Consider the following 26843-nt stretch of genomic DNA (forward strand, 5'->3'; position numbering starts at 1 on the left):
CTTCATGCGGGTGCCCCTTTGAACCTTGGGAGTTAGGCACCATGACCCAGTCGTCTGTGGAGCCCAAGACCACCGCGGAAGAGGCCGGCGACGGCTCTCGCACCCCCGCCGGGCGTTCTTGGCTCGACCGGTACTTTCACATCACCCATAGAGGGTCCAGCGTCGGAAATGAGATTCGTGGCGGCGTCACGACCTTCATGGCCATGGCGTACATCCTCCTGCTCAACCCGCTGATCCTCTCCGGCAAGGACGTCGCCGGGGACACCATGAGCCAGAAGGCCCTCATCACCGCCACCGCGTTCGCCGCGGCGCTGACGACGCTCCTCATGGGCTTCGTCGGCAAGGTCCCGCTCGCGCTGGCCGCGGGCCTGTCGGTATCGGGTGTGCTCTCCTCGCAGGTCGCCCCGCAGATGACCTGGCCGCAGGCCATGGGCATGTGCGTGATGTACGGCGTCGTGATCTGTCTCCTGGTCGTCACCGGCCTCCGCGAGATGATCATGAATGCGATCCCGCTCGCGCTCAAGCACGCGATCACCATGGGCATCGGCCTGTTCGTCGCCCTGATCGGCCTCGTGAAGGCCGGTTTCGTCGGCAACGGCGGTGAATTCGCTCCTCCGGTCCAGCTCGGCCCCGTCGGGCAGCTCGCCGGCTGGCCCGTCCTGATCTTCTGCATCACCCTGCTCGCCATCTTCATGCTGCAGGCCCGCAAGGTCCCCGGCGCCATCCTGATCGGCATCATCGGCGGCACGGTCGTCGCCGCCATCGTGAACGCCGTCGCCGACGTGGACCCGAAGGCCTGGCGCAACGGTCCGCCCGCCCTGGACGGCTCCGCGGTCTCGATGCCCGACTTCTCGCTCTTCGGCAAGGTCTCCTTCGGCGGCTGGGGCGACGTCGGCGCCATGACCATCGGCATGATCGTCTTCACCCTGGTGCTCGCCGGCTTCTTCGACGCGATGGCCACCATCATCGGCGTCGGCACCGAGGCCAAGCTCGCCGACGACAAGGGCCGCATGCCGGGCCTGTCCAAGGCGCTGTTCATCGACGGCGCCGGCGGTGCCATCGGCGGCCTGACCGGCGGCTCCGGCCAGACGGTCTTCGTCGAGTCCGCCACCGGCGTCGGGGAGGGCGCCCGCACGGGCCTCGCCTCCGTCGTCACCGGCCTGTTCTTCGCCGCCTGCCTCTTCTTCACCCCCATCACGCAGATCGTCCCGGGTGAGGTCGCCTCCGCGGCCCTGGTCGTCATCGGCGCGATGATGATGCAGAACGCCCGCCACGTGGACTGGGCCGACAGCGCGACCGCCATCCCGGTCTTCCTGACCGTGGCGCTCATGCCCTTCACCTACTCGATCACCGCGGGTGTCGCCGCGGGTGTCATCTCCTACGTGGCCATCAAGACCGCGCAGGGCAAGGCCCGCGAGATCGGTGCCTTCATGTGGGCACTGACGGTGATCTTCGTGATCTTCTTCGCGGAGCACCCGATCGAGGCGTGGCTCGGGGTGAAGTAAGGCAAGGCCGGTGATCCGGCCCCCGCTCTCCACGCATCCGATACTGGTAACCGAACCCCTCCGAGGAGGCCGCAATGCTGGACATCGCCGAAGAACTGAACCGGTGGGTCGAGCAGGGACGTGACTTCGCCGTCGCCACCGTCGTGGCGGTCGGCGGGAGCGCGCCCCGCCAGCCCGGTGCCGCACTCGCCGTCGACAGCGAGGGCACGGCCATCGGATCGGTCTCCGGCGGATGCGTGGAGGGCGCGGTGTACGAGCTGTGCCGGCAGGCACTGGAGGACGGCGAGACCGTCCGGGAGCGCTTCGGCTACAGCGACGACGATGCCTTCGCCGTGGGTCTGACCTGCGGCGGGATCATCGACATCCTCGTCACACCGGTCCCGGTGGGATCCCCTGTGCGGGAGGTGTTCGCGGCCGCGCTGGCCGCCGCCGCCCGCGGCGGGGCCGCGGCGCTCGCCCGGATCGCGGAGGGTCCGGCCGAGCTCACGGGCCGCGCCGTGCTCGTCCGGGGCGAGGGCGGCCACGAGGGCGGCTTCGGGGGACACCCCGAGCTGGACCGCACCGTCGCCGAAGAGGCCCGCGCCATGCTCGACGCCGGCCGGACGGGCGTGCTGGAGATCGGCGCCGACGGCAGGCTCTGCGGAGAGCCGCTCAAGGTGCTCGTCGAGTCCAGCGTCCCGCCGCCGCGGATGATCGTCTTCGGTGCCATCGACTTCGCCTCCGCGCTCGTGCGGATCGGCAAGTTCCTGGGCTACCACGTGACCCTGTGCGACGCGCGGCCCGTGTTCGCGACGAAGAACCGTTTCCCCGAGGCGGACGCGATCGTCGTCGAATGGCCGCACCGCTACCTGGAGGCCCAGTCCGCGGAGGGCCTCGTCGACGGCCGGACCGTCCTGTGCGTGCTCACCCACGACGCCAAGTTCGACGTCCCGCTCCTGGAACTCGCCCTCAGGCTGCCCGTCGCCTACGTCGGCGCCATGGGCTCCCGGCGCACCCACGAAGACCGCAACAAGCGGCTCCGCGACGTCGGCGTGACCGAGCTGGAGCTGGCCCGGCTGCGCTCCCCGATCGGCCTGGACCTCGGCGCCCGCTCCCCGGAGGAGACCGCGCTGTCCATCGCCGCCGAGATCGTCGCGAACCGCCGCGGCGGATCGGGGGCGGCCCTCACCGGGGCGCACATACCGATCCACCCGGACACCTCGAACACGGTGATCGGCAGGATCGGCTCCGTCGCCTGAAGGACGGCGGACTCCCACGGCGGCGCCGGAGGGGCACCGGAGCCGTAGTCGAGGAGCCGTCGGGCAGACCAGGGCGCAACCCCCGTGAGGGTTGCGCCCTTTCGCTGTTCCGCCTATTTTGCCGGCCGGTAACAGCGCCTTTCTGCAACGGAGTTGAGCGGATGTCCCGGACCGCACGCACCGCCCGCACCGCCCGTACCCCCGTACGCACGCTCCTCGCCGGCTGTGTGCTGGCCGCGGCCTCACTCGCGGCGGGCCCCGCATCGGCCGCCGCCCCGGCGGCTCCGGGCGGGTCCGGCGTGCGCGAGGTGCTGTTCGTCGGCAACAACTGGGAGGGGACCGCCGACGTGCTCGCCTCCACCGGCGACCTCGCCAAGGTCGGGCGGATCAACATGATCCCCGACAAGGAGGAGCGGCTCCGGGAGATCTACCTCAACCCGGTCAAGCTCGCCTTCTTCCTCGGCGTCCGGGGCACGGCGGGCGAGGGGCACGACCAGTTCGTCGACGACATGTACACCACCCCTGACGGCACGGCCGTGGTCGCGTCCCGCCCCAGCTTCGCGGACGTCGTCTCGATCGACGTGCGGACGGGCCGGATCAACTGGCGCTTCCCCGTCTCGGGCTACCGCTCCGACCACATGGCGGTCTCGCCGGACGGCGCCCGGGTCGCCGTCTCCGCCTCCACCGCCAACACCGTGCACGTCCTCGACATCGCCACCGGACGGCAGGTGGGCTCGTTCTCCACCGGCGACAAGCCGCACGAGAACACCTTCAGCCGCGACGGCCGCTTCCTGTGGAACAGCGCCATCGGGGACGTGACCTCCGCCCTCGACGCGCCGTGGCTGGACTGGACGAAGGGCGACCGGAAGATCACCGTCGTCGACGCGCAGACCTTCCGCACGGTCCGCGTCATCGACATGCGCGAGCGGCTCGACGCCTTCGGCCGCTCCGACCTGTCCGACGCCGTCCGGCCCATGTCCTTCAGCCCCGACGAGTCCAAGCTCTACTTCCAGCTGTCCTTCTTCAACGGCGTCGTCGAGTACGACGTGGCCACCGACCGGATCACCCGGATCAAGGAGCTGCCCCGCAACCCCGCGACCAACGCGGACCGCACCACCTGGGTCAACGACTCCCGCCACCACGGCCTGTCCATGAGCCCGGACGGGACCAAGCTCTGCGTCGCGGGCACCATGGACGACTACGTCACCGTCATGGACCGCGCCTCCCTCACCGAGGGGCCGCTGGTGTCCGCGAACAAGCCGTACTGGGCCACCGTCGACGGGGACGGCACCGCCTGCGTGATCTCCGAAAGCGGCGCGGACCAGGTCACCGCCATCGACTTCGCGACCGGCGCCAAGCGGGTCTCCGTCCCCGTCGGCGACCACCCGCAGCGCGTGCGGATCGGCCACGTCCCCGTCGGCTGGACCGGCCCGCAGTAGCAGCCGCCGCCGTCACGCCGGGCCGCAGGCCGTGCCGCGGGGCCGCAGGCCGTCCCGCCGGGCCGCAGGCCGTGCCCGGGCGTCGTGGCCGCCGCGGGCCCGGGCCGGTGTTCCACCCACCCTGGCCCGGGCGGCCCCGCGCGGCCTCGCGCGGCCCCGACCGGGCGGGGTCAGGCGGGCAGGGAGATCCGGGCCGCCGACATGCCGAAGGAGGGGTGCCCGGCCCGGGGAGCCGGCCCGGCCGCCTTCGGGTGCAGGTCCTCGTCGCGGTAACGGCGCACGCTGCGGTGCCAGTTGAGGACGGCGGCCATCCAGTCCCCCAGCTCGCGCGCGTACGCGTCGAGCGAGGCCCGCGCGCCGGAGTCCAGGCCGTGGTCCTCGTAGAGCAACGGCAGCTGGTGGTCGCGGATGTGCACGAACTCCCCGATGCGCTGCACCATCAGGTCGGCGACGATCGCGAAGGCCTGCGGGTAGTCGATGCCGAAGAAGTTCTGGGTGACCAGGACGTGGTTGTGCACCTCGCCCTCGACCTCGATCTCCTTCTGGTACGAGAACAGGTCGTTGGTGATGCACCCGACGTCCGCCGCGGCGTTCTCCAGTGAGCGGATCACCCCGTCCCGGAGGACCTCGGGCGGGACTCCGTCGTCCTCGTGGCCGAGCCGGGCCAGGAACATCGTCAGCGACGAGCCGAAGGTGAGCCGGCGCATCTCGGCGTAGTCGACCGGGTCGGGGATCCGGTTCGCGGCGGTATTGGTGATCTCCCAGACCCAGCTGTCCAGCATCCCGGAGAGGTGCCCGCGGAACTCCGCGCGCATCGCGGCGCTCATCCCGGTGGCGGTGCGGGTCCACAGCTCCCGCAGGCTCCGCTCCATGACGGTGACCGGCTCGGGGGCCTGCGCCGGGTCGTCCGTGAGCATGGAGACCAGCCGGTCGGTCGCGGCCCGGGCCCCGTCGGGGGACTTCGTACTGCCGAAGACCTTGGGGTAGTAGTCGTCCGCGTACGTGCCCCAGGCCAGCCACTGCGCGCTCAGGCTCAGCGCCTCCGGCGTGGCGTCGGGGTCGATGCCCGCCGCGCACAGGGCGAAGTCCATGCCGACCAGCTTGTCCTCGTCCCAGATGTCGGATCCGGGATCGCCGGGCTGCGGATCGAGCAGCCCCATGTCCCGGCACCAGGTCAGCAGTTCGCGGCGGGCCCGGTCCAGGTGCGGACTGAGGGTGAGCGGGAACGGCATGTGGAAGTCGGGCAGCAGCGACGGGCCCACCCGCTGGAACGGTACGTGCGTGAAGCTGCGCCGGCGCAGTTCCACGGAGCGCGGGGTGAACACCGAGCGCAGGTCGAGGGCTGCGGTGCCCGGCCCGGCGGGCGGGAACGGCAGGGCGAACGGGGTCTGCGCCCCCTTGGCCCCCTCGTTCATGTAGCGGCTGGAGACCATGTGCCATTCGTGGCCGCCGGACTGCCAGTCCTGCAGGCCCTTCGCGTACGCGAGGACCGACGCCTGCTCGAACAGGTCGAGGCCGTGCCGGGCGGCGAGCTCGGGGACCTCGGCGAGGGCCGTGTACTCGAACTGCTGGAGCCGCGAGGTCAGCAGGTCGTTCGACAGGTCGGCGGCCTCCTGGGTGGTGCAGCCGAGGAAGGTCTCCAGGACCAGGATCGCGTTGGAGAGTTCGCCCTCCTGCTCCACCTCGCGCTGGTAGGAGAAGATGTCGTTGCGGATGTGCACGGCGTCGGCGAAGGCGTCGCGCAGCACTTCGAGCGGGCGCGTGTGCGCGACCCGGGCCGGCACCTCGGCGGACACGTACTCGATCAGTCCGGCGGACCAGGGGGCGCCGCCGACCTTGCGGCGCATCTCGATGTACTCGAGCGGGTTGGCCACGCGGCCGATGCCGATGTTGTGGAGCTCCCACATCGACTCGTCGAGGAGGTTCCGCGTCGATTCGGAGAACCGTTCCCTCCAGTCCATCGACATCCGGGGCACGGTCCGCGACCACAGGTCCTTGAGGCCCGCCTCGACCGGGTTCGCCGGCTCGGGGAACCCGTCCGCGAGGTCCATCGGCATGAACGCGGCCAGCCCCTGGAGGTACTTCTTCGCGCCCTCGCGGTCCCGCGTGCGCTTGTAGACCTCGAGGAAGTGGTCGTCGAAGAAGAACACCCACACGTACCAGTCGGTGACCAGGTCGAGCGCGTCACCGTCGCAGTCGGGATGGGTGTACGAGCACAGCAGGGCGTAGTCGTGCGCGTCGAGGTCCGCCTCGTCCCAGACGCCGGACCCCTCCAGCATCCCGAAGGCACGGGCCCACTGCCTGGTGTGCGTTCTCGCCGCCTCCAGGTGGGGGTTCAGTCGCGCCGGATACGGCACGTAGAAATCCGGCAGTTGAAACGGCTGCGTCACGGCAGGCGGAACCTTTCCGTCCGAGGGCAGGGGGCCCTTGCCTGCGTCCCCCCGCATGAGATCAACACCCCACCTACCCCTGCCGCTGCCGCCACAAGGGACAGTTCACTTCTTCAGGTGACGCGGGCGCGATCGGGCGGCGAGCAGCCCCGCCTTGGGCTAGAAGGCACAGGTGTGTGAACGCCGGGGATCCCCCGCTCACCGAGCGGGGGACCCCCGTACGACGCCGGGTGGACGCAGCTACCTCAGGTGCGGGGGCAGCGCCGCTCCGTAGACGCGGTGGTATGCCGCCAGGCGCTCGGCCTGCTCGTCCATGAACATGAGCAACTCGTAGGCCAGCCCGGAGGTGCCCACCTGTTCTCCCGCCGCCACCTCCTCGTAAAGGATCCAGGTGGCTCCCCGTACGACGTCCAGGCAGGCGTCGGCGATCTCCTCCTGCTCGCCGGAGGTCAGGATGGACAGCGCCGACAGGAGCTCGTGCCGGGAGGCGACGGGCGGCCGGCCGGCGAGGGCGGCGACGACGAGGGAGGTCGCGGCCACGGCCGGCTCCATCAGGTTCGACTGGATGTAGGCATGGTTTTCCGCCCAGTCGTCGACGGACAGGGGAGCCCCGCTCTCCAGCATGGCGATGAACCCGGCGGGAAGGTGCTCGGCGGAATTTCGCCTGCCCGGCCAGGAGCAACCGCATTCCATGGCCGCCCAGTCGTGGAGTCCCGCTTCGATCCGGACCAGTTCGAGTGATCTCATTCGTTACCGCCCGTGGGGATTGCCGGCGTTCCATGGAGAGACGAAGCCGCCCCTCCGCGGGTTCGGTTCGGGCGCGCGTACACGGCCCCCGGCACGGTAGGCGCTGCCCGTGCCGGCGTGCAAAACCTCCGGAGCCGGCGATCGGGCGCTCACCGGTCAGGCGGGTGCCGGGGCGGCGCTGGAGGCGTGGGGGCCGCGCGAGCTGCGCTGTGGGCCGTCGAGGAGGCCGGCGGGCGGGTCGTGGCCACGCCGGCGATCGAACGCCACATGACCGCGCCGTGCTCGCGCGGCCCCGTCGGTGTGGGGCCGTCACCCGGCATTCTGCGGGCGAGGGGGCAATTCCGGGGCGGACCCGGGATGCATTCCGTCACACGGCGTTCGAATCCATTCGAAGGGCGTGCAGATGGGCTTCCGAAGGGTATTGAGCCGAAATGAGGAAGCGCGTGGATCCGGCCACCGATGGCCGGATAAGTTCGACTGAAAGCGGGGCCATTGACGACTTCCGCCCCGTGCGTGTCTACTCTGTGCACCGGCCACGCAATAGGGCGGATGCACCTCCCGGGCATATCAACCGCCCTGGCCGGTCGACCCGTTGATGTGCGCAAGCACGCGAAAGAGGGGTAACAGATGAACAAGTTTCTTGCCGTCCTGCGCAGCACCCCGATCTGCCGGGATCTCTCGTTCGTGAAGAAGAGCGAGCCGAGCCTGAAGCAGAGCGCCTGGTACTTCTGGTACTAAGCCGGAAATCCAGCACCCGGCCCGTACCCGGCAGACCCGGCGCCGACTCCCCGGCCCTGCCGGGTGCGGGCCTTCCGCCTTCCCGGGAGCCCTCATATGCCAGCCCCGCACCCCACGGATTCGCGCACTCGCCGTGCCACCGTATTCGCCCCGCGACTCCAGGCGCTCATCGACGACCACCTCGGCAAGGACCTCGTCCGGCTGGAGCCCGACACCATCGGAATTGCGGGCGCGGAACTCTCCGACAGGATTCTCGCCGCGCGAAAGGCCACCGAGACCGAGCGGCCGACATTCAAGCCCCTGCACGGCCGGTCCATTTCCAAGGCCGAAGCCTCATCGGTGATGCGCACCATTGGAAAAGACGTGCGCAAGGCCCTGGAAAGGCCGATACCGGCGGGCACGGATCTGTCAGGACCGTGGCCCCTCACCGGCCACAATTTCCTGCGCGATCTGATCCTGCGTGACGATCCGCACCGGCTGCGCATCCTGATGTCCCGGACGCTGGAGATCGACCCCAAGCTGACCTGGTCCACCATCGTCGCCGGAGCCGCCCTCCCGCGCCGTCCCCGCCCCGGCCCGCACCTGACGCACATCGCCGGCCTGTTCGCCGGGGCCGAGGGCTACCACGACCGCCGGTACGCCATGGGCATGTACCGGCGCGCCGCCGCCCCCGTCTGCTTCACCGTCTCCACCCTCGTCGCCAACGCCCTGTGGCTCGGCGCCCCGTTCGACGACGGCGACTCCCACCGCAACATCCTCCACGAGGCGATGCGGCTGCTGCCGCCCTCCTGGAACCTGCTGCGCAACCGCAGCCCCGAGTACCCCGCCCTCGACACCCGCATCGGGCCGGGCGACGACGTACTGGTGCTGCCCCTGCTCACCCACCGCGACCCCGCCCTGTGGGACGCCCCGCTGGAGTTCCGGCCCGCCCGCTGGGACACCCTCGACCCCGACGCCACCCCCGGGTACATGCCGTTCGGCCACGCGAGCGAGCGCTGCTGGGGGCGCCACATGGTCATGCCGCTGGCGGAACTCCTGCTCGACCACATCCGCCGCACCGGACTCGTCGTCGCCCCCGGCCAGCGCACCGCCGAAGTGCCCCTTGTCGGTCTGCTCGGGGTGAAGACCGTCCACATCGGCCCCAGGAACCGGGTGCGGCATGCGTGAGCGCAGGGCCCCCCACCCGAAGCACGTGGAAGTACCGGACGCCGACTGGCAGGACCACGCCCACGAGATCTACGGCGACTGGCGGCGCGACGGCGGCATCCGCTACGTCCGCTACCCCGGCCCCGCCGCCGTCGAGGGCTGGGTCGTCACCGGGCACGCGCAGGCCAAGGCCCTGCTGGCCGACCCCCGCCTGTCGAAGAACCGGGCGGCCCAGCGGTTCGGCCGCCACGTCGGGCTCACCGAGGGGCCCGGAGCGGCGATGTTCTCGCACATGCTCAACGCCGACCCGCCCGACCACACCCGGCTGCGCAGGCTCGTCCAGAAGGCCTTCACCGCCCGCCGCACCGCGAGCCTGCGCCCCATGGTCGAGCAGTTCGTCACCGGACTGCTCGACGCCCTCGACGGCAGGGACGAGGCGGAGCTGATCTCCGAATTCGCCCTCCCGCTGCCGGTCGCCGTCGCCTTCGAGCTGTTCGGCGCCACCGACGCGGACCACGAGATCCTCCAGGTACGGGGCAACACCCTCGACGGCGGCCAGGGCGACGGCGAGGTCTCCGTCTTCACCGCGGAGAGCATGGCGTCCTACCTGCGGGCCCTCATCGCCCTCAAACGCGAGAACCCGGACGGCGAAGGGCTGCTGTCCGCCCTGCTCACCGCCGGTGACGACGAGGACGGCGACGGGGACGGCGACGGCGACGCCCTGACCGAGGACGAGATCACCTCGATGTCCTTCCTCCTCGTCGTCGCGGGCCACCAGACCACGGTCAACCTCGTCGCGAACGGCATCCACGCCCTGCTCACCCACCCGGACCAGCTGGCCGCGCTGCGCGCCGACCCGACCCGGATACACGGCGCGGTCGAGGAGGTCCTGCGCTACGAGTCCCCGTCCGGCCTCGCATCCCTGCGCTACGCCACCGAACCCATCACCGTGGGCGGAGTGACCGTCCGCGAGGGCGACTTCGTCCAGATCTCGCTGCTCGGCGCCGACCGAGACCCGGCCGTCTTCGCCGACCCCGACCGGTTCGACATAGGCCGGGCCGACGCGGGCCGCCACCTCGCCTTCGGCCACGGCATCCACCACTGCCTCGGGGCGCCGCTCGCCCGTCTCCAGGGCGAGATCGCCCTCACCGGGATCATCGAGCGCTTCCCCCGCCTGCGGCTGCACGAGACGCACGGGGCGAGGTGGCAGTCAAACCCCCGCCACCGCGGCCTGCTCAGCCTGCCCGTACGGCTGCGCTGAGAGGCTCATGGGCTGAGGGGCTCGCGGGGCTAAGGGGCTCACGGGCTGAGGGCCGAGCCCCCCGAGAGCCGGGAAGCCGCCTTCCGCGCCCCGGCAGGGGAGGGCGAGGAGGGCGGCTCCCCCGTCAGGGACGACAGGCGCGGAGCGGGCTACTCCGCTTCGCCCTCCAGGTTGCCCTCCGTGTCCAGGTACACCTGGCGCAGCGCTTCGAGGACCTGCGGGTCCGGCTTCTCCCACATGCCGCGCGACTCGGCCTCCAGCAGCCGCTCCGCGATGCCGTGCAGGGCCCAGGGGTTGGCCTCCTCCAGGAACGCGCGGTTCTCCGGGTCCAGTACGTACGTCTCGGTCAGCTTGTCGTACATCCAGTCCGCGACCACGCCCGTCGTCGCGTCGTAGCCGAAGAGGTAGTCCACCGTCGCCGCCAGCTCGAAGGCGCCCTTGTAGCCGTGGCGGCGCATCGCCTCGATCCACTTCGGGTTCACCACACGGGCACGGAAGACGCGGGACGTCTCCTCCACCAGGGTGCGGGTCTTGACGGTCTCGGGGCGGGTGGAGTCACCGATGTACGCCTCCGGGGCCGTGCCCCGCAGCGCACGGACCGTCGCCACCATGCCGCCGTGGTACTGGAAGTAGTCGTCCGAGTCGGCGATGTCGTGCTCGCGGGTGTCCGTGTTCTTCGCGGCCACCGTGATCCGCTTGTACGCCGTCTCCATCTCGGCGCGCGCCGCCCGGCCCTCCAGGCCGCGGCCGTACGCGTAACCGCCCCAGACCGTGTAGACCTCCGCCAGGTCGGCGTCCGTACGCCAGTCGCGGGAGTCGATCAGCTGGAGGATGCCGGCGCCGTACGTGCCCGGGCGCGAGCCGAAGATACGGGTCGTCGCGCGGCGCTCGTCACCGTGCTCGGCCAGGTCCGCCTGGGCGTGGGCCCGGATGAAGTTCTGGTCGGCGGGCTCGTCCAGGGAGGCCGCCAGCCGGACCGCGTCGTCGAGCAGGCCGATGACGTGGGGGAAGGCGTCCCGGAAGAAGCCCGAGATGCGCAGCGTGACGTCGATGCGCGGGCGGCCCAGCTCCTCCAGCGGGATCGGCTCCAGGCCGGTGACGCGGCGCGAGGCCTCGTCCCAGACGGGGCGGACGCCGAGCAGCGCCAGCGCCTCGGCGACGTCGTCGCCCGAGGTGCGCATCGCGCTGGTGCCCCACAGGGACAGGCCGACCGAGGCGGGCCACTCGCCGTTGTCCGTTCGGTACCGGTTCAGCAGGGAGTCGGCGAGCGCCTGCCCGGTCTCCCACGCGAGGCGGGAGGGGACGGCCTTCGGGTCCACCGAGTAGAAGTTCCGGCCGGTCGGCAGCACGTTCACCAGGCCGCGCAGTGGCGACCCGGACGGGCCCGCCGGCACGAAGGCGCCGTCGAGGGCGCTCACCACGTGGGCGATCTCGTCGGTCGTGCCGGCCAGCCGCGGGACCACCTCGCGGGCCGCGAACTCCAGGACGGCCGCCACGTCCGCCGAGTGTGCGGCGGCGACCGAAGCCACCGCCTCCGGCGCCCAGTTCGCATCCTCCATCGCCTGCACGAGGGCGCGGGCCGTCTCCTCCGCCTCGTCGGCGGTCGTACGGGTCGCCGCTGACTCGTCGAGGCCGAGCGCCTCGCGCAGGCCGGGCAGGGCCGTCGTACCGCCCCAGATCTGCCGGGCGCGCAGGATCGCCAGGACCAGGTTGACCCGGGCGGCGCCGGTCGGGGCGCCGCCCAGGACGTGCAGGCCGTCGCGGATCTGCGCGTCCTTGACCTCGCACAGCCAGCCGTCGACGTGCAGCAGGAAGTCGTCGAAGCCGTCGTCGTCCGGGCGCTCCTCCAGACCCAGGTCGTGGTCCAGCTTCGCCGCCTGGATCAGCGTCCAGATCTGGGCGCGGATCGCCGGCAGCTTCGCCGGGTCCATCGCGGAGATCTGCGCGTACTCGTCGAGGTGCTGCTCCAGGCGGGCGATGTCGCCGTACGACTCCGCGCGCGCCATCGGGGGCACCAGGTGGTCGACCAGGGTGGCGTGCACGCGGCGCTTGGCCTGGGTGCCCTCGCCCGGGTCGTTGACCAGGAACGGGTAGATCAGGGGGAGGTCGCCGAGGGCGGCGTCGGGCGCGCAGGCCGCCGACAGGCCGGCGTTCTTGCCGGGCAGCCACTCCAGGTTGCCGTGCTTGCCCAGGTGGATCATCGCGTCGGCGCCGAAGCCGCCGTCCTGCGCGCTCGCCTGGATCCAGCGGTACGCGGCCAGGTAGTGGTGCGAGGGCGGCAGGTCCGGGTCGTGGTAGATCGCGATCGGGTTCTCGCCGAAGCCGCGCGGCGGCTGGATCAGGATGAGCAGGTTGCCGCGGCGCAGCGCCGCGAGGACGATGTCGCCCTCCGGGTTCGCCGAGCGGTCCACGAACATGTTGCCCGGGGCCTCGCCCCAGTGCTCCTCGACGCTCTCGCGCAGCTCGGCCGGGAGCTGCGCGTACCACCGCTTGTAGTCGGCGGCCGGGATGCGGACCGGGTTGCGGGCCAGCTGCTCCTCGGTCAGCCAGTCCTGGTCGTGGCCGCCGGCCTCGATCAGGGCGCGGATCAGCTCGTCGCCGTCACCGGAGACCAGGCCCGGGATGTCCTCGACGGGGCCGAAGTCGTAGCCGCCCGCGATGAGGGTGCGCAGCAGCTCCACGGCGCTGGCCGGGGTGTCGAGGCCGACCGCGTTGCCGATGCGGGAGTGCTTGGTGGGGTACGCGGACAGGACGAGCGCGATCTTCTTGTCGCGGCGCTCGATGTGCCGCAGCCGGGCGTGCCGGACGGCGATGCCGGCGACGCGGGCGGCCCGCTCGGGGTCGGCCACGTACGCGGGCAGGCCGTCCTCGTCGAGCTCCTTGAAGGAGAACGGGACGGTGATCAGACGGCCGTCGAACTCGGGGACGGCGACCTGCGTCGCGGCGTCGAGCGGGGAGAGGCCCTCGTCGTTCTCCTCCCAGGCGCTGCGCGAACCGGTCAGGCACAGGGCCTGGAGGATCGGCACGCCGAGCGCGGCCAGCGCGCCCGCGTCCCAGGACTCGTCGTCGCCGCCCGCCGAGGCGGTGGCGGGCTTGGTGCCACCGGCCGCGAGGACCGTGGTGACGATCGCGTCCGCCGACTCCAGCTCGGCGAGCAGCTCCGGCTCCGGAGTGCGCAGGGAGGACACGTACAGCGGTACGGGCGTGCCGCCGGTCTCCACGATCGCGTCGCACAGGGCGTGCACGAACGCGGTGTTGCCGCTCATCTGGTGGGCGCGGTAGTACAGCACGGCGATCCGCGGACCGTACGGGCGTACGGGGGTGCGCTCCAGCGGACCCCAGGTCGGCGCGGCGGCGGGCGGCTCGAAGCCGTGGCCGGTGAGCAGCACGGTGTCGGAGAGGAACCGGGCCAGCTGGTCCAGGTTGGCGGGGCCGCCGTGGGCGAGGTAGGCGTGCGCCTCGGCGGCGATGCCGATCGGGACCGTGGAGGCCTCCATCAGCTGGGCGTCCGGGGCCTGTTCGCCGGTGAGGACCACCACCGGACGGGTCTGCTCGGGAGACAGGAGCAGGTCGAGCCCGTCCTGCCAGGCGCGCAGTCCGCCGAGGAGGCGTACGACGACCAGGTCGACGCCGTCGAGCAGGGCGGGGAGGTCGTCGAGGGGAAGGCGGGAGGGGTTCGCGAACCGGTACGGCACGGGGCCGTCCGCGGCGGCGCGGGCGCTGAGCAGATCGGTGTCGGACGTCGACAGCAGCAGGATCATGCGGCGGCAGGCCTTCCTCGGGGTTTCCGCGCCCCGGGCAGTGAGAACAGCGGGAGTTCCTGACTCACCCGACGGGTTGCTCCGCAGGATTCACAGTGGCGGGACCGCGCCGGATTCGCACCGGGCTTCCTCCCGGCGGGGCCACGTGGCTCCGCCGCTGGTCATCTTAGGGGCCGTTCCCCCAGGCCGGGAGTGGGGGTGCCCGGCCCGGGACACACCGGCCCCTCGCGCCGGACCGCCGGATGCCGGCACTCCGCGCCGCCGTCGGCACCACGCGCCGCCGGGCGCCCGGCACTCCGCACCGCCGACGCCCGGCGCCCCGCACCGCGGCAGTGCCCGCGCCGGCGCGGGCCGCTGCCCGGCGGCGCGTTGCGCCGGGCGCCGGATGCCGGCGCCGTGTGCCGGGGCCGTATCGGCAGTTCGTGCACGCCTTGCCGGCGCCGTGCCGTCCCGGCAGGTCGGCGGGGTGGTGACGGCCACAGGCCGGGGCGGGGGAATCGTGGGTATGCTCGCCGCCATGCCGCCCCAGCCCCCTTCCGCCGCATCGCGGGACGAACCCGTCATACGTGACCGCGGTGACGCCTGTCCCGGTGCGCTGCGGCTCCACGCGGCGGACGACGGGTTCCTCGCGCGCGTGCGGATCCCCGGCGGGCTGCTCGACGAGGACGCGGCCCTGCTGCTGGCGGATGCCGCCGACCGGCTCGGCGACGGACACGTCGACCTCACCTCGCGCGGCAACGCCCAACTGCGCGGGCTCGGTGCGGGCTGCGGCGGCGAGCTGCAGGACGTGCTCGTCCGTGCCGGTCTGCTGCCCGCGCCCACCCACGAGCGGGTCCGCAACATCGTCGCCTCGCCGCTGACCGGCCTGGACGGGCGCGGGCTGCCCGACGTGGCCCCCTGGGTCGCGGAGCTGGACCGGCTGCTCTGCGCGAGCGCGCCCGCGGCGGGGCTCTCCGGACGGTTCCTGTTCGCCCTCGACGACGGCCGCGGCGACGTGACCTCGCTCGCCGCCGATGTCAGCCTGGCCGCCCGTGACGGGGGCCGGGCCCTGCTGTGGACGGCCGACCCGGCCGACGCGCTGCTCGTGGCCGCCGCCGACGCGCCCCGGGCCGCCCTCGAAGCCGCCGCGTACTTCCTCGACGCGGCCCTCGAAGCGGGCACCCGCGCCTGGCGGGTCGCCGAACTGCCCGCCGAACACGCCCTGGAGTCCGCCGCGTTGGCGGACCGGCTGGGCGCCGCCGGGATCGCGGCCACCCCCGTACGGGATGCCGCCGCCCCGCACGGGCCGGCGCCCGGGCCCGGCCTGGTCGAGGGCCCCGACGGCAGCACCGCGCTCAGCGTGTCGGCCCCGCTCGGCCGGCTGACCACCGCGCAGTGGCGCCGCCTGGCCGGCCTCACCGGCCGGGTCCGCCTCACGCCCTGGCGCGGTGTCATCGTCCCCGGCCTGCCCGCCCGCACCGCCGTGCAGGAACTCGCCGGCCTCGCGGAGGCCGGGCTGATCACCGCCCCCGACGACCCCTGGCGGTCCGTCACCGCCTGTACGGGCCGCCCCGGTTGCGCGAAGTCCCGCGCGGACGTCCGCGCCGACGCGCACACCGTCGTCGCAGTACGGGCCACCGGCCCGCAGCACCAGCTGCCCGTGCACTGGTCCGGCTGCGAACGCCGCTGCGGACACCCCCGCGGCACCGCATGGGTGGACGTGGTCGCGACCTCCGCCGGGTACGACCTCACCGCGGACGGCGGCACCACGCGCCGCGGCCTGAGCACCTCCGAACTTCCCGCGGCCCTCGCGGACGCACGCCGCACCACCTCCCACGACGCAGCGAAGAAATGAGCGAGTACACAGTGTTCGAGTACGAGAAGGACGGCGCGGCGATCTACCGCCAGTCCTTTGCCACGATCCGCGCCGAGGCGGACCTCTCCGGGCTGCCCGCCTCCGTCGCCCAGGTCGCGGTGCGCATGATTCACGCCTGCGGAATGACCGACCTGCCCCAGGACCTCGGCTACACCCCGGACGTCGTGCTCCGCGCGCGTGCCGCGCTGACCGCGGGCGCGCCGATCCTCTGCGACGTGCAGATGGTCGCCAGCGGCGTCACCCGCAAGCGGCTGCCCGCCGACAACGAGGTGATCTGCACCCTCTCCGATCCGGCCGTACCGGCCCTCGCCGCGAAGATGGGCACCACCCGCAGCGCCGCCGCCCTCGAGGTCTGGCGCGACCGCGGCCTGCTGGAGGGTTCCGTGATCGCCGTCGGCAACGCGCCGACCGCCCTGTTCCGGCTGCTGGAGATGATCGAGGAGGGTGCCCCGCGGCCCGCCGCCGTCATCGGTGTCCCGGTCGGCTTCATCGGCGCCGCCGAGTCCAAGGACGCGCTCGCCGCCCACGCCTCCGGGCTCGACCACCTGATCGTGCGCGGCCGGCGCGGTGGCAGTGCCATCGCCGCCGCCGCCGTCAACGCGATCGCGAGCGAGGAAGAATGAGCACCGCAGCCGGTACCGGAAAGCTGTACGGCGTCGGGCTCGGCCCCGGCGACCCCTCCCTGATGACGCTGCGGGCCGTCGAGGTGATCGCGCAGGCGCAGGTCGTCGCGTACCACAGCGCCCGCCACGGCCGGTCGATCGCCCGCTCGATCGCAGCCGGGCACCTGCGCGCGGACCACATCGAGGAGCCGCTGGTCTACCCGGTCACCACCGAGACCACCGACCACCCCGGCGGCTACCAGGGGGCGATGGAGGAGTTCTACGAGGAGTCCGCCGCCCGGCTCGCCGCGCACCTGGACGCCGGCCGGACCGTCGCCGTGCTCGCCGAGGGCGACCCGCTCTTCTACGGCTCGTACATGCACATGCACAAGCGGCTCGCCGACCGGTACGAGGCCGAGGTGATCCCGGGCGTGACCTCGGTCAGCGCCGCCGCCGCCCGCCTCGGCACCCCGCTCGTCGAGGGCGAGGAGGTGCTGACGATCCTGCCCGGCACCCTGCCGGAGGAGGAACTCACCGCCCGGCTCGCCGCCACCGACTCCGCGGTCGTGATGAAGCTCGGCCGCACCTTCCCGGCCGTGCGCCGGGCGATGGAGGGCAGCGGGCGCCTCGCGGAGGCCCGCTACGTGGAGCGCGCCACCATGCAGGGGGAGCGGACCGGCGTCCTCGCCGACACCGACCCCGACAGCGTGCCGTACTTCGCGGTGGCCGTCGTGCCCAGCCGCATCGGCAACCCGGGCAGCGTGCCGCCGGGCCCCGGCGAGGTCGTCGTCGTGGGCACCGGCCCGGCCGGCCCGCTCTGGCTGACCCCGCAGACGCGGCGGGCCCTGGCCGACGCCGAGGTGCTCGTCGGCTACACCACCTACCTGGACCGGGTCCCCGCGAAGCCGGGCCAGGTCCGGCACGGCTCGGACAACAAGGTCGAGTCGGAGCGCGCCGAGTTCGCGCTCGACCTCGCCCGCCGCGGCAAGCGGGTGGCCGTGGTCTCCGGCGGGGACCCGGGCGTCTTCGCCATGGCCACCGCCGTCCTGGAGGTCGCGGGGCAGCCGGAGTACAAGGACGTGCCCGTACGGGTCCTGCCGGGGGTGACCGCAGCCAACGCGGCCGCCGCCGCGGCCGGGGCCCCGCTCGGCCACGACTACGCCACCGTCTCCCTGTCCGACCGGCTCAAGCCCTGGGAGGTCATCGCGGAGCGGCTGCGCGCCGCCGCCGCGGCGGACCTGGTCCTCGCCCTGTACAACCCGGGCTCGCGCAGCCGGACCTGGCAGGTCGCCCAGGCCAAGGAGCTGCTGCTGGAGCTGCGTTCGGCCGAGACTCCGGTGGTCGTCGCCCGCGATGTCGGCGGTCCCGGGCAGTCGGTCCGCATCCTCCCGCTCGGCGAACTGGAGCCGTCCGAGGTGGACATGCGCACGATCCTGCTGATCGGCTCCTCGCAGACCCGGGTCACCGAGCGCCCGGACGGCTCCCGCGTCACCTGGACCCCGCGCCGCTACCCGTGACGACGCCTGCTCGCAGGCCCCGAAGGCCCGGTCCGGCCCGCCGCCGCACCGGGCCTTCGGGCTGACCGGGGCAGGTGCGGATCGGCGGCACAGGGACGTGTCGACGAGCGTCTGGACGTGCCGCGTCACCTCCGGGCCGGCCGGAACGGCGGTCACCGTGACGCCGGCGGCGCGCCGCCCGTCTCCGGTGACGCCGCCCCGGGTCCCGTACCCCGCCATGTCACGGAAAGCGGGAGAAGATCCTCCCTCGGCCGGGGGAGGGGGGTGACGTCAGGCTTCGCTGAGCCAGCGGAGGACGGCCGGAACCGACCCGGTTTCCGGGACGCCCTCCGGGACCGGCGGCCGGCGGACGACCAGCACCGGAATGCCGGCCTCGCGGGCCGCGGTGAGCTTGGGCGCGGTGGCCGAGCCGCCGCTGTCCTTGGTGAACAGGACGTCGATCCGGTGCCGTGCGAGCAGCTCCCGCTCGCCCTCCAGACTGAACGGGCCGCGGGCGAGCAGTACTTCGAGGCGCGGTGGCACGGGTGCCTCCGGCGGGTCCACCGAGCGCACCAGGAACCAGGTGTCCGCCAGCTGCGCGAAGGTGTGCAGGCCCATCCGCCCCGTGGTCAGGAACGCCCGGCCGCCGAGCTCCGGCAGCCGCAGCGCCGCCTCGGCGAGCGAGTCGGCGAAGTGCCAGTCGTCCCCCGGGCCGGGGCTCCAGCCGGGACGGCGCAGCGCGATCAGCGGTACGCCCGAAAGCGCCGCCGCTCCGGCCGCGTTGAAGCTCATCCGCTCGGCGAAGGGGTGGGTGGCGTCGACCAGGTGCGAGACCCGGTGGGCGGTGATCCAGGCGGCCAGGCCCTCGGGGCCGCCGAATCCGCCGATCCGCACCTCGCCCGGCGGCAGCACGGGTGCCGCCACCCGCCCGGCGAGCGAGGTGGTCACCCGCAGGGCGGCGCGCGCCGCCGTACCCGAGCCGGAGCCGGAGCCGGAGCCGGAGCCCGAGCCCGAGCCGGAGCCCGAGCCGGTGTCCGGCACGGAGCCGGCAGCGGTACCCGGGCCGGCGCCGTCCTCCGTGCCCCCCGCGGCCAGCGCGGCGGCCAGCTGCCGGGCCTCCGTCGTGCCGCCCAGGATCAGGACGTGGCCGCGCACCGGTTCAGCAGACATGCCGGTCGCGCTCGGGGGAGTACAGGTGACTGTCCCGGAACTGCTCGGCGCCCAGTGTGCGGCCCACCACGATCACCGCGGTCCGCACCAGCCCGGCCGCCTTCACCTGGTCCGCGATGTCGGCCAGCGTGCCGCGCAGGATCAGCTCGTCGGGGCGGCTGGCCATCGCCACCACCGCCACCGGGCACTCGGCCCCGTAGTGCGGCAGCAGTTCGCCGACGACCCGGTCCACGTAGCGCGTCGCCAGGTGCAGCACCAGCAGCGCGCCGCTGCGGCCCAGCGTGGCCAGGTCCTCGCCGGGCGGCATCGGCGTGGCCTGCTGGGCGATCCGGGTCAGGATCACGGTCTGGCCGACGGTGGGGACCGTCAGCTCCCGCTTGAGCGCGGCCGCCGCCGCGGCGAACGCCGGGACGCCGGGCACCACCTCGTACGGGATGCCCGCCGCGTCGAGCCGCCGCATCTGCTCCGCGACCGCGCTGAAGATCGACGGGTCGCCCGAGTGGAGCCGCGCCACGTCCTCGCCCGCCGCGTGGGCCCGTACGCACTCGGCGATGATCTCGTCGAGGTTCAGCTGCGAGGTGTCGACCAGCCGGGCGTCCGGCGGGCACTCGGCCAGCAGTTCGCGCGGCACCAGGCTCCCCGCGTACAGGCACACGGGGGCGGCGGCCAGCGTCCGGGCACCGCGCACCGTGATCAGGTCGGCGGCGCCGGGGCCCGCACCGATGAAGTACACGGTCATGTCGTCTGGTCCTTTGCGTTCTCTGTGGTCGCCGCGTTCTCTGCGTTCTCTGTGTTCTCCGTGGCGCCTGCGGTCGCTCCGCCGACGTCCTCGGGCCGCGGCGGGGGCTTCGTCACGGACCACTGGGTGACCGGCATCGCCTGCCGCCAGCCCGTGAACCCGCCGACGGGCACCGCGTGCGCGACGGCGAGTTTGACGAGGTCGCCGCCGTGGCGCCGGTAGCGCTCTGCGAGGACCGCCTCCGACTCCAGGGTCACGGTGTTGACCACCAGCCGCCCGCCCGGCGCCAGCGCCGCCCAGGCCGCATCCAGCAGGCCCGGCGCGGTCAGTCCGCCGCCGATGAACACCGCGTCGGGGGCGGGGAGCCCGTCGAGGGCCGCGGGCGCGGCGCCGGTGACCACGCGCAGCCCCGGCACGCCGAGCGCCGCCGCGTTGCGGGTGATCCGCGCCGCCCGCTCCGGGACCCGCTCCACGGCCACCGCCCGGCAGGAGGGGTGCGTGCGCATCCACTCGATGCCGATGGAACCGGAGCCGCCGCCGATGTCCCACAGCAGTTCGCCGGGGGCCGGGGCGAGGGCGCACAGGGTCGCGGCCCGCACGTGCCGCTTGGTGAGCTGGCCGTCGTGCTCGTACGCGCCGTCGGGCAGCCCGGGGGTCGCACCGAGCCGCGGGACGGCGGTGCGCGGGTCCCGGCGGCAGTCGACGGCCACCACGTTCAGCGGATCGCCCAGCGCGCGGTCCCAGCCGTCGGCCCGCCCCTCGTACGTGTCCTCGCGCTCTGAGCCGAGCTGCTCCAGCACCCGCATCCGGCTCGGGCCGAAGCCCCGCTCGCGCAGCAGGGCGGCGATCTCGCCCGGTGACGCCGCCCCGGCGCTGAGCACCAGCACCCGCCGTCCCTCGTACAGCGCGGCCGCGAGCCGGGCCACCGGACGGCCGACCACCGTGACCACCTCGGTGTCCTCCACCGGCCAGCCCAGGCGGGCGCAGGCGTACGACACCGACGAGGGGTGCGGGTGGACCCGCAGGGCGTCCGGCCCGAGCTCCTGCGCCAGGGCCCGCCCGATCCCGTAGAACATGGGGTCGCCACTGGCCAGCACGGCGATCCGGCGGCCCGCGTGCTCCGCCATCAGCTTCGGCACGGCGGGACGCAGGGGGCTCGGCCAGGCCACCCGCTCGCCGGCGCACTCGGCCGTCGGCAGCAGGTCCAGCTGCCGCGGCCCGCCGATCAGCACCTCGGCCCCGGTCAGTGCGGACCGCGCGGCGGAGGTGAGTCCGGCCCAGCCGTCGGCGCCGAGGCCGACGACCGACACGGGGGTGGAGGGCGGTGCGGAGCTCACTGAGCGGTACCTCGGGACGGGTGGGGAGCGGGCGGACGGACCCGCAGCCTACTGGCCGGTGCACCGGCCCCCGGCTCCACCCCCGCGAAGGGGGAGGTCTACCCTCGGTAACCCCTTGGTTCCACCGCCGTCCCACCGCCGCCCAACGCCGTCCCACCGCCGCCCAACGCCGTCCCACCGTCACGAGGGAGCTCAGATGCCCGGCTGGAACGCCCAGAACATCCCCGACCAGAGCGGCCGCACCGCAGTCGTCACGGGTGCCAACAGCGGTATCGGCTACGCGGCCGCCCGGGAGCTCGCCCGGCACGGCGCACAGGTGGTGCTGGCCTGCCGCAGCGCGGCACGCGGCCGGGCCGCGGTGGTGCGACTGCGCGCTGAAGTCCCCGACGCCGAGGCGGAGTTCGCCCCGCTGGACCTGGCTGACCTGGGCTCCGTACGGGAGTTCGCGCAGGCGTACGGGCGGCGCCACGACTCCCTGGACCTGCTGGTGAACAACGCCGGCGTGATGGCGCTGCCGTACGGGCGGACCGCCGACGGGTTCGAGACCCAGTTCGGCGTCAACCACCTCGGCCACTTCGCCCTGACCGGGCTGCTCCTGCCGCAGCTGCTGGCCGCCGCCCCCGGGGCCCGCGTCGTCACCGTCTCCAGCGGGTTCCACGCCCTCGGCGACGTCGACCACGACGACCTCAACGGCGAGCACGGCTACCGACGCTGGATCGCGTACGGCCGCTCCAAGACCGCCAACCTGCTCTTCACCCACGAGCTGGCCAGGCGGCTGGGGGCCGCCGGCTCCGGGATCGTCGCCGCCGCCGCGCACCCCGGCTACGCCTCGACGAACCTGCACGCCGGGGCCTCCCGCCAGGAGGGCCACCGGCCCATGTCGCGGCTGATGGGCCTCGGCGCCGCCGTCCTCGCCCAGTCCGCGGCCGCCGGGGCGCTGCCCACCCTGTACGCGGCCACCGCGCCGGGGGTGCGGCCCGACGCGTTCTTCGGGCCGCGGCTCGGCTGGCGCGGGGCGCCCGCCCCCTCCTGGCGGGCGAAGTGGACCCTGGACGACGCGTCCGGCGAACGGCTCTGGGCCGCCTCGGAGAAGCTCACGTCCGTCCCGTACGGGTTCCCCGCGAACTGAGCGCGACCGGCGCGGGCCCCCGGCCCCTGGCCCCCGGGCCCCGGGCCCCCGGGCACGGGCCCTGACCCCTGGGCCGTCCAGGCGGTCCAAGCCGTCCAAGCCGTCCAGGCCGTCCAGGCCGTCCAGGCCGGCCGTGCGGGGTTCCGCGTGCCGCCGTCCGGACGTCGTCGTCGTCCGGGCGCCCCGCCGTGAGCCCGTCCGCCCCCGGGGTGCCTCGGGGCGCCCCGGGCGGCACCTGATCCGCGGGCGGGCGTCGCGGCAGACTCGGCGCCATGGACGACGACACGGACAACCACCCAGAAGCCCACGAAGCCCACGATCACGCGGTGGTCCTCGGCGCAGGCCTGGCGGGGCTGCTGGCGGCGCGGGCACTCGCCCAGCGGTTCGCGCGCGTGACCGTGGTGGAGCGTGACGAACTGGAGGACACCGGACCGGCCTTCCGGCCCGGTGTGCCACAGTCCCGGCACGTGCACGTGCTGTGGTCGCGGGGCCTGGAAGTGATGGAGGGGCTGCTTCCCGGAGTCACCCGGGAGCTGCTGGCGGCCGGCGCGGCGCTCCTGGAGTCCCCGCGCGACTTCCTGTGGCTGAGCCCGGCCGACTGGTTCCACCCCGTTCCGGGCTCCCGGATCCTCGTCGGCAGCCGGGAGCTCATCGACTGGACGGTCCGCCGGGAGGTGCTGCGCGACGAGCGCATCCGCATCCGCTCCGGATCGGCGGCGACCGGGCTCGTCGCCGGAGCCGACGGCCGCTCCGTCACCGGGGTGCGGCTGCGCGAGGGCGGCCCCCTGTCCGCACGCTTCGTGGTCGACGCCACGGGGCGGACCTCCCGCGCCCCGGCCTGGCTCGCCGCACTCGGCCACCCGGCCCCGGCGACCACCCGCTACGACTCCCACCTCGGCTATTCCAGCCGCTACTACGAGATCCCGCCGGACCCGGCCCGCCGCTGGCAGGGCATGTACGTCCAGGGCCGGCCGGACAGCCCGCGCGGGGGCGTGCTGGTGCCCCTCGACGACGGCCGCTGGCTGGCGACCCTGATCGGCAACGGCGAACACGCCCCGCCGACCGGAGACGAGGAGTTCCTGGAATACACCCGGACCCTGCGCACCCCGGCACTCCACGACGTCCTGCGTGACGCCAAACCGCTCTCCTCGCCGACGGGTTTCCGCAGCACCGCGAACGAATGGCGCCACTACGAACGCCTCGACCGCTGGCCGGCCGGATTCGTCGTCCTCGGCGACGCCGCCTGCCGGTTCAACCCCGTGTACGGGCACGGCATGACGGTGGCCGCCCTCGCGGCGGACGCACTGGCCGGCGCCATCCGCGGCCTGGCACCCCGTGAGATCGCCGCGGCCGCCCGACGCATCCAGCGGCGCACGGCCGGCGCCGCGGAGGTGGCCTGGCAGATCGCCACCAGCGAGGACATGCGGTATCCGGGGACCGAGGGGCCGCCGCCCGACCAGACGGCCAAGGTCCTCCAGGCTTACATGGCCAGGGTGATCGTGGGCGCCAACGCCGACCCGGAGATCTCCCGGCCGTTCTTCGGCGTGCTGTCCCTGTCGGCCTCGCCGACCACCCTGCTCAGCCCGGGGACGGTGATCCGGGTCCTGTCCAAGTGGCGGCTCCCGACGGTCCCGGAGACCGCCGCCTACCCGCCGCACCACCACGCACCGCCGGACTCCGGCGCATAGGCTCAGCCCGCCCGGACCGGACCCTGGCGGGCGGCCACGGCACGCTCGTACAGGGCGCGCACGGCGTCGTCGAAGTAACTGCTGTACGAGGTCTTCTCGTCGCCGCCCCCGTCGCGGCCGCCGACCACCCCGATCAGGGTGTGTCCGTCGGTCAGCACCGGACCACCGCTCGTGCCGTCGGGTACGTCCGCGCAATCCAGCCGCAGTTGCGCGGGCCCCGCGGCACGGGCGGTGTTGAAGCACTCCACCGGGTGCTCGGTGTCGTTGGGATATCCCACGACCCGGGCCGGAGCCGGCAGTTCGGGTCCGAACCGGATCGTCCGGGCCCCGGTGGAGTCCTCCAGCCGCTCGCCGGGGTGGCCCGGCCGGCGCACCCGGAGGAAGGCCACGTCGTGGTCGGGATCCTGGTCCTCGGTCCAGCGGGGGTCCACGTCGATCCGCGTGGGCACCCAGACCCCGTACGGGGCCCTGCCGTCCCGGTAGCCGGGGACGAAGGCGAGGTTCGTCCGGAAGCCCAGGCTCCCGCGGTACACGCAGTGCGCGGCGGTGACGACCAGATCGCCGCCGGGGGAGTGGACCACGCCCGCCGAGCAGTGGTGGTCCCCGTCCCCGTCCTCGCCGGGCGAGAACAGCGCCCCGGTCGCGGGTTCCGCGGCGGCGGGCCGCGCGACCAGCGGATCGGAGGGCTGCCAGCCGCCCGACCGCCAGTGCACGTCGGTCGGGGGGCCGCTCGTGCCCTGCGCGGTCGGGCCCGGTACGGCGGGACCCGGCGCGGGGTCCCGCCGTACCGGAACCCCCGCCGCCGCTTCCTGCGTCGAAGGCTGCGGCGGGGGACCCTCCCGCGCCGGGCCGTCCAGCACGGCAGCCGCCGCGCGATCGGCCGCCCCGGGGTCCTGTACGTAGCTCCCCCGCCCGGGATCCCCGTCCGCGGAGTTCGCCACGGCGCCCCTCAGTTCCCACAGGACCCCGGCGCCGCCGGCGAGCACCACGCAGCACACGCCGACGAGCAGGCAGACCTTTACGGCCCGTCCGCGAACCCTGCTGAACATCCGGTACTCCCGCCCTGAAACCCCGATCGGCTCCCTGTTCTACGGCGGCGCGGCGACGGGAGTTCCGGCTGGGCGACGTGTCCGTCCTCACAGCCGGGACGCCCCTTCTGCCCCCGCCGTGCACGCGGCGGCGGCCGGCGACCCGCGCGCCCGCTACGCCGACGCCGCGCTGCGCCCCTGGTTCGTGGTCTTCGACGGGGACGCCAGCGCGTACGCGGGCGGCTCGATCGACACGGTCTGGGTACGACCGCAACCACTACCTGCCGATCGTCACCGACGCCCACGGCGTGGCGCCCGCCGTCGACGGCGTCCACCCGACGGAGGCCCAGGCCCGGGACCGGGTGGTCCCGCGCGGCCAGTACCCTTATTGCGAACTATTCGCAATAAGGGTCGGGTGTGCGGGTCTGATGGCTGTTTCTCCGGTGGTGCTCGGCATCGAGTCCTCCTGCGACGAGACGGGGGCCGGCATCGTGCAGGGCGGCCGCCTCCTCGCACACGTCGTCGCGTCGAGCATGGACGAGCACGCCCGCTTCGGCGGAGTCGTCCCGGAGATCGCCGCCCGCGCCCATCTGCACGCCTTCAACCCGGTGGTCCACCGGGCCCTCGACCAGGCAGGGCTGCGCGCCGACCAGCTCGACGCGGTGGCCGTCACCACCGGGCCCGGCCTCTCCGGCGCACTCCAGGTCGGCCTGGCCGGGGCGAAGACCCTCGCGTACGCGCTGGACGTCCCGCTGTACGGGGTCCACCACCTGGCCGGGCACGTCGCCGCCGACACCCTGGAGCACGGGCCGCTGCCCGAACCGTGCGTGGTGCTGGTCGTCTCCGGCGGGCACACCTCGCTGCTGCTCGTACGGGACCTCGTGCGCGAGCCGATCCTGCACCTCGGGGACACCCTGGACGACGCCGCCGGGGAGTGCTTCGACAAGGTGGCCCGGGTGTTCGGCCTGCCGTACCCGGGTGGCCCGGCCATCGACCGGGCCGCCCGCGGCGGCAACCCGAAGGCCGTCACCTTCCCCCGCCCGCTGACCGGCGGGCCGCGCGGGCAGGACCCGTACGCGTACGCCTTCTCCTTCTCGGGGCTGAAGACGGCCGCGGCCCGCTGGGCCGAGGGCCACCGGCAGCGCGGGGAGCGGCTCCCGGTCGCCGACGGCGCGGCCTCGCTCCAGGAGGCGGTGGCCGACGTGCTGACCCGCAAGGCGGTCGCGGCCTGCAGGGAGTACGACGTGAAGACGCTGGTGGTGGTCGGCGGCGTGGCCGCCAACTCGCGGGTGCGGGCCCTGGCCGAGCGGCGCTGCGCCTCGGCGGGGATCGAATTGCGGGTCCCGCCGATGACGTTGTGCACGGACAACGGGGCGATGATCGCGGCGGTCGGAGACCTGCTGGTGCGCGCCGGCGCGGAGCCCGCCCCGCGGCACGGGCTGACGATCGACCCGTCGGCCCCGCTGGAGTACGCGACGCTCCACCCGACGGCGGGCTGAGCTCCGCCTCGACCGCGGCCGGTCGGCGCAGCGGTCGGGGCCGGTCGAAGAACGAGCTGCCGTTGCGGGCATCGG

General features: G+C 73.7%; 18 protein-coding genes and 1 riboswitch. Of the genes, 11 read left to right on the plus strand and 7 right to left on the minus strand.

What is annotated here, in order from left to right:
* Positions 1-41: 41 nt before the first annotated feature.
* The 3 genes from ACIPK4_RS31815 (at position 42) to ACIPK4_RS31825 (ending at position 4182) form a co-directional block, all read left to right on the plus strand.
* A complete protein-coding gene (locus ACIPK4_RS31815) occupies positions 42-1505 on the plus strand; it encodes an NCS2 family permease (RefSeq protein WP_402319113.1) in 1464 nt (487 codons plus the stop codon).
* A gap of 74 nt (positions 1506-1579) precedes the next feature.
* On the plus strand, positions 1580-2743 hold the full coding sequence (locus ACIPK4_RS31820; RefSeq protein ID WP_402319115.1) for an XdhC family protein: 1164 nt from the start codon (positions 1580-1582) through the stop codon (positions 2741-2743).
* A 161-nt stretch (positions 2744-2904) separates the two neighbouring features.
* The gene (locus ACIPK4_RS31825; protein ID WP_402319118.1) at positions 2905-4182 is read left to right on the plus strand and encodes a YncE family protein; all 1278 of its coding nucleotides are present in this window, start codon (positions 2905-2907) and stop codon (positions 4180-4182) included.
* Positions 4183-4352: 170 nt separating this feature from the next.
* Here the strand turns inward: ACIPK4_RS31825 and ACIPK4_RS31830 are convergent, their stop codons facing one another.
* Both ACIPK4_RS31830 and ACIPK4_RS31835 read right to left on the minus strand, forming a co-directional pair.
* Entirely contained in the window at positions 4353-6572 is a 2220-nt protein-coding gene (locus tag ACIPK4_RS31830) for a germacradienol/geosmin synthase (protein ID WP_402319121.1), read from the minus strand.
* A gap of 240 nt (positions 6573-6812) precedes the next feature.
* Positions 6813-7319, minus strand: a complete 507-nt coding sequence (locus ACIPK4_RS31835) for a hypothetical protein (protein WP_402319124.1) — start codon at positions 7317-7319, stop codon at positions 6813-6815.
* Between the two features lie 834 nt (positions 7320-8153).
* On the opposite strand from ACIPK4_RS31835, the gene ACIPK4_RS31840 reads away from it, so the two are divergent.
* Positions 8154-9224, plus strand: coding sequence for a cytochrome P450 (locus tag ACIPK4_RS31840; RefSeq protein WP_402319127.1), 1071 nt, complete (start codon positions 8154-8156; stop codon positions 9222-9224).
* A complete protein-coding gene (locus ACIPK4_RS31845) occupies positions 9217-10464 on the plus strand; it encodes a cytochrome P450 (RefSeq protein WP_402319130.1) in 1248 nt (415 codons plus the stop codon). Before ACIPK4_RS31840 ends, ACIPK4_RS31845 begins: the two co-directional genes overlap by 8 nt.
* A 149-nt stretch (positions 10465-10613) precedes the next feature.
* On the opposite strand, the gene cobN is transcribed toward ACIPK4_RS31845, so the two are convergent.
* Positions 10614-14225: a cobaltochelatase subunit CobN gene (gene cobN, locus ACIPK4_RS31850; RefSeq protein WP_402319133.1), complete on the minus strand. Its 3612-nt coding sequence runs from the start codon at positions 14223-14225 to the stop codon at positions 10614-10616.
* Positions 14226-14258: 33 nt separating this feature from the next.
* Positions 14259-14396, minus strand: a riboswitch (cobalamin riboswitch).
* A gap of 346 nt (positions 14397-14742) precedes the next feature.
* On the opposite strand from cobN, the gene cobG reads away from it, so the two are divergent.
* Genes cobG through ACIPK4_RS31865 form a run of 3 tightly spaced genes read left to right on the plus strand, consistent with a single transcriptional unit; the run spans position 14743 to position 18199 of the window.
* Positions 14743-16059: a precorrin-3B synthase gene (gene cobG, locus ACIPK4_RS31855; RefSeq protein ID WP_402319136.1), complete on the plus strand. Its 1317-nt coding sequence runs from the start codon at positions 14743-14745 to the stop codon at positions 16057-16059.
* Entirely contained in the window at positions 16056-16703 is a 648-nt protein-coding gene (locus ACIPK4_RS31860) for a precorrin-8X methylmutase (RefSeq protein WP_082410948.1), read from the plus strand. Before cobG ends, ACIPK4_RS31860 begins: the two co-directional genes overlap by 4 nt.
* The gene (locus ACIPK4_RS31865) at positions 16700-18199 is read left to right on the plus strand and encodes a precorrin-2 C(20)-methyltransferase (RefSeq protein WP_054226374.1); all 1500 of its coding nucleotides are present in this window, start codon (positions 16700-16702) and stop codon (positions 18197-18199) included. The genes ACIPK4_RS31860 and ACIPK4_RS31865 overlap by 4 nt, the downstream gene beginning before the upstream one ends.
* 270 nt (positions 18200-18469) lie before the next feature.
* Here the strand turns inward: ACIPK4_RS31865 and ACIPK4_RS31870 are convergent, their stop codons facing one another.
* Genes ACIPK4_RS31870 through cbiE form a run of 3 tightly spaced genes read right to left on the minus strand, consistent with a single transcriptional unit; the run spans position 18470 to position 21424 of the window.
* Positions 18470-19348 carry a cobalt-precorrin-6A reductase gene (locus ACIPK4_RS31870; RefSeq protein WP_402319139.1) on the minus strand — a complete coding sequence of 293 codons (879 nt, stop codon included), beginning with the start codon at positions 19346-19348 and terminating at the stop codon, positions 18470-18472.
* Positions 19338-20087, minus strand: a complete 750-nt coding sequence (cobM, locus tag ACIPK4_RS31875) for a precorrin-4 C(11)-methyltransferase (protein ID WP_054226372.1) — start codon at positions 20085-20087, stop codon at positions 19338-19340. Before cobM ends, ACIPK4_RS31870 begins: the two co-directional genes overlap by 11 nt.
* Positions 20084-21424, minus strand: a complete 1341-nt coding sequence (cbiE, locus tag ACIPK4_RS31880) for a precorrin-6y C5,15-methyltransferase (decarboxylating) subunit CbiE (protein WP_402319142.1) — start codon at positions 21422-21424, stop codon at positions 20084-20086. The genes cobM and cbiE overlap by 4 nt, the downstream gene beginning before the upstream one ends.
* A gap of 196 nt (positions 21425-21620) precedes the next feature.
* Between cbiE and ACIPK4_RS31885 the strand changes: the two genes are divergently transcribed.
* Together ACIPK4_RS31885 and ACIPK4_RS31890 are read left to right on the plus strand one after the other, a co-directional pair.
* The gene (locus tag ACIPK4_RS31885; RefSeq protein ID WP_402319145.1) at positions 21621-22553 is read left to right on the plus strand and encodes an oxidoreductase; all 933 of its coding nucleotides are present in this window, start codon (positions 21621-21623) and stop codon (positions 22551-22553) included.
* 272 nt (positions 22554-22825) lie between these two features.
* Complete coding sequence (locus tag ACIPK4_RS31890) at positions 22826-24241, plus strand: FAD-dependent oxidoreductase (protein WP_402319148.1); 1416 nt, start codon at positions 22826-22828, stop codon at positions 24239-24241.
* 2 nt (positions 24242-24243) lie between these two features.
* Here ACIPK4_RS31890 and ACIPK4_RS31895 read toward each other — a convergent pair whose 3' ends face one another.
* On the minus strand, positions 24244-25290 hold the full coding sequence (locus tag ACIPK4_RS31895; protein ID WP_402319151.1) for a trypsin-like serine peptidase: 1047 nt from the start codon (positions 25288-25290) through the stop codon (positions 24244-24246).
* A 407-nt stretch (positions 25291-25697) separates the two neighbouring features.
* Between ACIPK4_RS31895 and tsaD the strand changes: the two genes are divergently transcribed.
* Positions 25698-26768, plus strand: coding sequence for a tRNA (adenosine(37)-N6)-threonylcarbamoyltransferase complex transferase subunit TsaD (gene tsaD, locus ACIPK4_RS31900; RefSeq protein WP_402319154.1), 1071 nt, complete (start codon positions 25698-25700; stop codon positions 26766-26768).
* Positions 26769-26843 lie beyond the last annotated feature (75 nt).

This window comes from Streptomyces sp. NPDC086989 (assembly GCF_044745505.1).
GTDB lineage: Bacteria > Actinomycetota > Actinomycetes > Streptomycetales > Streptomycetaceae > Streptomyces.